Genomic DNA, 6,119 nt, shown 5'->3' with positions numbered 1-6,119 from the left:
GCCCGCAGCCCGCCGCCACCCGCAGCCCGCCGCAGCCCGCCGCAGCCCGCCGCAGCCGGCCGCCGGCCGGCTGCTGGTCGCTCAGGCGGCGTGGAGTCCGACGAAGTCGGCCAGTTGTTCCATGGCGTCCGCGAAGAACTCGTCGGCCGGATCCATCGTCCCCACCAACTGCCCGTACAACTCGAAGCTGATCAACCCGAACAGCTGAGCCCAAGCCATCACCGCCCGGGTCAGCACCTTCGCCGGTACGCCAGGCGCCAACTCCGCGATCGTCGCCACCTGCTCAGCCAGTACGCCGGACGGCTCGCGCGCACCTTCAGGCGAGGCAAGAGCCCCTGCCTCCTCAGCCTTCGCCAGCAAACCGATCATCAGGATCGGCACCCGGCTGGCAGGCTGGATCGTGGTCTGCGGCGCCTTGTACCCAGCGACCGGTGAGCCATAGATCAACGTGTACTCCTGCGGATGGCTCCTGGCCCAGCCCCGTACCGCGTGGCACACAGCGACCCACGCACTCCGCGGATCCTGCTCGCGCCGGCCAACTTTCTCCGCCTCGGCGCCGAGCGCGTCGTACGCGTCGATGATCAGCGCCGTCAGCAGATCGTCGCGGCTCGGGAAGTAGCGATAGAGGGCCGACGACACCATGCCGAGTTCGCGGGAGACCGCGCGCAAGGAGAGCCGCTCGGCGCCTTCGGCCACGAGCTGGCGGCGTGCGGCGTCCTTGATCTCCTGCGTCAACTCGGCGCGGGCTCGGTCCCGTGCGGTGCGTCCGGCGTTCATGGCGGAGAGTCTGCCACGAGCGCTGCGCTAAATCGAGAGCACTGCTCTTGACAGCGCGTCGGCCGTCCTGTTCACTGATCACAACAGAGAGCACCGCTCTCGACCATGTGAGAGGCGACTGAGATGCAGGAGTACAACAGCAAGCGAGTGGTGACCTCGGGCCGGCGCAGCATGCTGGTCTTCAACAAAATGGTCGCGGGCCTGACCAACCTCGGCCTCAGCCTGATGGGCAGCCGGGTGCTCTCGGTCCGCGGCCGCAAGTCCGGCGAATGGCGCAGTACGCCGGTGAACCTGCTGACCGTCGACGGCCAGCGGTACCTCGTCGCCCCGCGCGGTCACGTCCAGTGGGTCCGCAACCTCCGCGCCAGCGGCGAGGGCACCCTCCGCCTCGGCCGCAAGACCGAGCCGTTCCGCGCCGAGGAGGTCGCCGACGCAGACAAGCCCGACGTCCTCCGCCTCTACCTCAAGAAGTGGGCCTGGGAAGTAGGCGCCTTCTTCGGCGACGACGTCCGCGCCGACTCCCCCACCACCCGCCTCCTCCACGTAGCCCCCGGCGTCCCCGTCTTCAAAATCCACACCACCTGATCACAGCTGCTCCGGTCCGGCAGCAAGCTCGGCCTCCAACTCGGCGACACTCGGCAGAACCGAGGCGACTTCTTCCGGAAGCGATTCGTTCGCCGCGGTCACCCACTCGGACACTCCAAGCGGAACGCGATAGCCGCGAAGTGCGTACTCGGCCACGACGTTGTTCTTGGAGCGACAGAGCAGCAGGCCGACGGTCGGCTTGTCGCCCTTCTTGGCGAGGATGTCGTCCACCACTGCCGTGTACAGCGTCAGTTGGCCGAGGAAAGCAGGATCGAACGGCACCGCCTTGAGCTCGATCACCACGAAGCACCGAAGCTCCAGGTGGTAGAAGAGCAGGTCGCAGTAGAATTCTTCGCCGGCGAGTTCGAGCCTGACCTGGCGCCCGACGAACGCGAACCCCTGGCCGAGTTCGAGCAAGAACTTCCCGATGTGGTCGATCAGCCCCTGCTCCAGCTCGCGCTCGCGGATCTTCTCCGTCGCTTCGACAAAGTCGAACAGGTACGGGTCCCGAGTTGCCTGCTGGGCGAGGTCGGACTCCTCGTCGGGAATCGCCGTCGCGAAGTTGGTGACAGCCTTACCGGCTCGTCGGTGGAAACCGGTCTCGATCTGCACCGCCAGAACATCCCTGCTCCAGCCGTGCTCAAGCGCCGCCTGGGCGTACCAGAGCCGATGTTCGGCGTTGTCGAGCTTCTGCAGCAGCGCGAGATGGTGATACCAGGGCAATTTGGCAAGCGGCGCTTGCCAAATTGCGGGGTTGGGCCACGCGTCTGCGAACAGACGCATATTCCGCAGGTTGCGAGGCGAGTAGCCCTTCGCGGTCGGGAAGCGGTCCTTGAGATCGGCCGACAGGCGGTCGATGACTTTGGCGCCCCATCCCTGCTGCGTCTGGCGGGCGCGGATCTCCTGCCCGATCGACCAGTAAGTGGTCAGCATCTCGGTGTTGGCGGCGGTGATCGCGCGGCGGTGGCCGGTGGAGACATGCGAGGCGACGGAGTCGAGCAGTTCGGGGTACCAGTCGGGCATCGATGTGCTGGTCGGCTTGGCGGCGAAACGTGGGGAAGTCGTGTCGGTCATGGCACCACCCTCTGGCCTGCGGATGGTCCGACACGAAGGGCATCGCGGGGATTCCAAGGGCAGTGTGGGGGTCAGCGGTAGGCGGTGGCTTGGAGGTTGTAGAGGTCGGCGTAGTGGCCGGCTTGGGTCATCAGGGTGTCGTGGGTGCCGGTTTCGATGAGGTGGGCGCCGTCCAGGACGATGATGAGGTCGGCCATGCGGACGGTGGAGAAGCGGTGGGAGACCAGGACGGTGATCCGGCCGTCGGTGCTGGAGCGGGCGGCTTCGGCGTAGCGTTCGAAGAGGGCGTGTTCGGTTTCCGCGTCCAGCGCGGCCGTCGGTTCGTCGAGGACCAGCAGGAGTGGTTTGTCGCGCATGAAGCCGCGGGCCAGCGCGAGTTTCTGCCACTGGCCGAAGCTGATCTCGGCGCCGCCCGGCCAGGTCGACCCGAGTTGGGTGTCCAGGCCTTCCTCGAGCCGCTCGACCACGTCGTCGGCGCCCGCCCGGCCAACCGCGGTCGACACGGCGGCCTCGTCGTCCAACCGCGGCAGGTCCCCCAGCCCGACACTGTGCCGGGCCTGGAACTCGAACCGGAAGAAGTCCTGGAACGCCCCGGCGATCCGGTCCCGCCACGCGTCGGCCGGGATCCGGGCCAGCGGCTGCCCGTCCAGCAGGATGCGCCCGCTCGTCGGTTCGTACAGCTTGGCGATCAGCTTGACCAGCGTCGACTTCCCGGCCCCGTTCTCGCCCACGATCGCGATCACCTTGCCGGCCGGAAGATGCAGGGAAACGTTGTCGAGGGCAACCTTCTCCGCGCCGGCGTACCGGAAGGACACCTCCTCCAGCCGGATCCCGTCGACGAGGCGTGACGGCACCGGCAGATCGGCGTCCGCGTCGAACGACGCCGCGTAATTCTCCAGCCAGACCAGCCGCCGCGAGCCGTCCAGCCAGATCCCGCGCAGGAAGCCGATCTCGCCGACCGTCGCCCCGATGTACGACGAGAGTCGCGCGCCCGCGGCGAGGATCAGCAGCACGGCTCCGACCGAGGCGTCGAGCCCGGTCGCCACGAACAACACGGCCCCGACGTACCCCGCGCCGAAGATCGCCCACGCAGCCGCGTGCCACCCGGCGCTCGTCCACCGGACTCGCGCGATCGGCCCGTACCACCGCTCCCACTCACTGCGTCGATCCGTCACCAGCGATGGACCGATACCGGTGACCCGGACATCCTTGCCTGGCGCCGGACTGGTCGCCGTACGGAAGAGGTGATCAGCCAGCCGTTGGTGGGAAGCGTTCTTCTCCTCGGTCTCGCGCTCCACGCCCGGCCGCCAACTGGAACTGATCACAGTGGGCACAGCGAACAGCAACAGCAACGCCAGCACCGGGTTGATCGACATCAGCAGGGCGATCGTCACGGCGAGCCGAAGTATCCAGCCGCAGGTCGAGAAGAGCGACATGTACATGTGGTCGAGCACGAACACCTGCTTGCGCAGCACCGACAACCGGTCCAGATAGTCGCGGCGTTCGTGGTGCTCGACAGTGGCCACGGTCGCCTGCAGCCGGGCGACGTGAGCCTCCAGCATGATCGTGACCCGGTCCCGGAACCGTCGAGAGATCCGCGCCGACAGCGTGCGCAGGAACCAGGTCGCCGTCACCGACAACGCCATCCCGGCGGCTGCGAGAAACACGGCCTGCCTGTCGCCACGTAGTACGCCGTCGGCCAGGACCTTCAACCACAAGGCGAGCAGAGCGTCGGGGAGTGCTGCCAGCAGGGTCATCACGAAGGCGAAGACGAGCAGGCCGGGTTCGTGCTGATAGCCGAGTTTGCACAGTCGCCACATCGCCGGAATCGCCTTCGGCAGGTCGTCAGAGCGTGTCATAGCTCATCCCCTCCTCGTCGACCTCGGCCGCGAACCGCTGCGCCTGCAGGTCGAACATCGTCCGGTACCGCCCGCGCAACGCCATCAACTCGTCGTGGCTGCCGAGCTCGACCGCCCGCCCGTGTTCCAGCACGCAGATCCGATCGGCATGCCGGACGGTCGAGAACCGATGGGAGACAAGGATCGTGGTGATTCCGCGCGTCGCCGTCAGGATCCGGTCGAAGATCGCCGCCTCGCCGCGAACATCCAACTGTGCGGTCGGCTCGTCCAGCAGCACCAGCCCGGCCCCTTGCCGTACTGCGCACAGCGCTCGGGCCAGCGCGACTCGTTGCCACTGACCGCCGGACAGGTCGGTGCCGCCTTCGTACCCCGTGGCGAGCCGGGTGTCGAGGTCGGCCAGGTCGCCCGCACCGGCGTCTGCCAGCGCGGCAAGGATGTCCGCTTCGGGGGCACCGCCGGGTGCGACGTTGTCCCGCAGCGAAAGCTCGAGGCGAAGAAAGTCCTGGAAGACCGCGGCGACTCGCGTCCGCCACGCGTCCACGTCGAGCTCCCGCAGATCCACGCCGTCGACCTCGATCGACCCAGAGCCAGGGTCGTAGAGCCGGCACAGCAGTTTGGCGAGCGTGGTCTTGCCCGCGCCGTTCTGCCCGACGACCGCCAGCGACGACCCGGCCGGGATCGTCAGTTCCAGCCCGTCGAACACCGGCCGCTCCGACCGGGGATAGGTGAAACTCAGCTCCCGGATCCTGATCTCGACCGGCCCGCTCCCACCACCACCCGACGAAGCCGGACCGGACAATGCCCCCGCCGGTGCCATCGCGGGTTTCAGCTTCCGTACTGCGACGACAGGCGCGGCGGCTCCGTCGAGTACCCAGTTCAAGCCGCCGAAGGCGATCGAGCTCACCCCGACAGCGACCTGCGCGAACACGACCAGCCGGTCCAGCGCCAGACTGCCACCCACAGCTGCCGACCCGAGCGCCCAGAAGACCAACCCGTTGGCCACCGCCACGATCAGCAGACTCCAGATCATCGGCCGCTCCCGCAGCCGCGTCGCCTTGTACTGCAACTCGAACAACCGACGCCGTCGCTCGGTGAACCGCTCGACCGCCCACCCCGCCAGCCCGAACAACCGCAACTCCTTCGCGGCCCCCGGCTCGACAGCCAGCTGATACGCGTAATCCGCATGCCGTTGTGCAGAACGAACTTCGGAGGTGTTCCGATCGCGCCAGACGCCGCTCTCCCGCAGCAGCCAATGCGTCGCGCTCCACGCCACCACCAGCACCAACGGCGCCCACCACGTGAACCCCAACAACACCACGGCAGCAGCGATCCCGCCGGCCATCTCCACCAAGCTGGTCGCGGTGAAGTCCACGTTCATGTACATCGGCGGCCCGGTCTGACCGCGATCGAACTCACGCGCGACCGTGAGATCTTCCATCAGCTCCGGATCTTCCAGATGCCCGATCCCCGGCGGCTCCACGCACGCCCGGGCCAGCTCGTCGTTGAGCCACGCGGCCACCCGGCTGCCGAGATTGGCGCTGACCGCCTGGTGCACGGGCGTCAGCACCTGCAGCAGGATGAACGTCGTACCCATCAAAGTGAGCGGTCCGGCCAGCTCGTCATGATGCTGGACGGCGCCGATCAGCCAGCCCATCGCGATCGCGAACACGGCCGGGAGTGCGCCGCGCAGCAGCAGGAGCAGCCACCAGGCCGTGGCCAGCACAGGATCAGCCTTCGGCAGTACGGCGAAGAACTGCCACTCGGGACGATTGCGCAAGCCGGCCATCTGCTCACCATGGCACTCCCCACCCCCAGAAATCTTGA

At 67.7% G+C, this 6,119-nt stretch carries 5 protein-coding genes; 1 reads left to right on the top strand and 4 read right to left on the bottom strand.

Annotated features, from left to right (window positions below):
* Window positions 1-81: 81 nt before the first annotated feature.
* Complete coding sequence (locus DIZ26_RS16390) at window positions 82-777, bottom strand: TetR/AcrR family transcriptional regulator (protein WP_112242090.1); 696 nt, start codon at window positions 775-777, stop codon at window positions 82-84.
* Between the two features lie 123 nt (window positions 778-900).
* On the opposite strand from DIZ26_RS16390, the gene DIZ26_RS16385 reads away from it, so the two are divergent.
* On the top strand, window positions 901-1,362 hold the full coding sequence (locus DIZ26_RS16385) for a nitroreductase family deazaflavin-dependent oxidoreductase (RefSeq protein WP_112242088.1): 462 nt from the start codon (window positions 901-903) through the stop codon (window positions 1,360-1,362).
* Here the strand turns inward: DIZ26_RS16385 and DIZ26_RS16380 are convergent, their stop codons facing one another.
* From DIZ26_RS16380 to DIZ26_RS16370, 3 genes are all read right to left on the bottom strand, one after another.
* The gene (locus DIZ26_RS16380; RefSeq protein WP_112242086.1) at window positions 1,363-2,436 is read right to left on the bottom strand and encodes a PDDEXK nuclease domain-containing protein; all 1,074 of its coding nucleotides are present in this window, start codon (window positions 2,434-2,436) and stop codon (window positions 1,363-1,365) included.
* A gap of 71 nt (window positions 2,437-2,507) precedes the next feature.
* On the bottom strand, window positions 2,508-4,295 hold the full coding sequence (locus tag DIZ26_RS16375; RefSeq protein ID WP_112242084.1) for an ABC transporter ATP-binding protein: 1,788 nt from the start codon (window positions 4,293-4,295) through the stop codon (window positions 2,508-2,510).
* Window positions 4,282-6,081 carry an ABC transporter ATP-binding protein gene (locus DIZ26_RS16370; RefSeq protein WP_112242083.1) on the bottom strand — a complete coding sequence of 600 codons (1,800 nt, stop codon included), beginning with the start codon at window positions 6,079-6,081 and terminating at the stop codon, window positions 4,282-4,284. The genes DIZ26_RS16375 and DIZ26_RS16370 overlap by 14 nt, the downstream gene beginning before the upstream one ends.
* Window positions 6,082-6,119: the final 38 nt, after the last annotated feature.

The sequence above is a fragment of the Kribbella monticola genome (genome assembly GCF_003261635.1).
Lineage (GTDB): Bacteria > Actinomycetota > Actinomycetes > Propionibacteriales > Kribbellaceae > Kribbella > Kribbella monticola.
The sequence above is the reverse complement of the archived record's forward strand: the minus strand, read 5'-3'. Positions and strand labels throughout refer to the sequence as shown.

Excerpts from the sequence above, each read along its gene's own strand:
- DIZ26_RS16380 (WP_112242086.1), bottom strand. The coding sequence starts at position 2,436 with ATGACCGACACGACTTCCCCACGTTTCGCCGCCAAGCCGACCAGCACA.
- DIZ26_RS16385 (WP_112242088.1), top strand. The coding sequence starts at position 901 with ATGCAGGAGTACAACAGCAAGCGAGTGGTGACCTCGGGCCGGCGCAGC.
- DIZ26_RS16390 (WP_112242090.1), bottom strand. The coding sequence starts at position 777 with ATGAACGCCGGACGCACCGCACGGGACCGAGCCCGCGCCGAGTTGACG.
- DIZ26_RS16370 (WP_112242083.1), bottom strand. The coding sequence starts at position 6,081 with ATGGCCGGCTTGCGCAATCGTCCCGAGTGGCAGTTCTTCGCCGTACTG.
- DIZ26_RS16375 (WP_112242084.1), bottom strand. The coding sequence starts at position 4,295 with ATGACACGCTCTGACGACCTGCCGAAGGCGATTCCGGCGATGTGGCGA.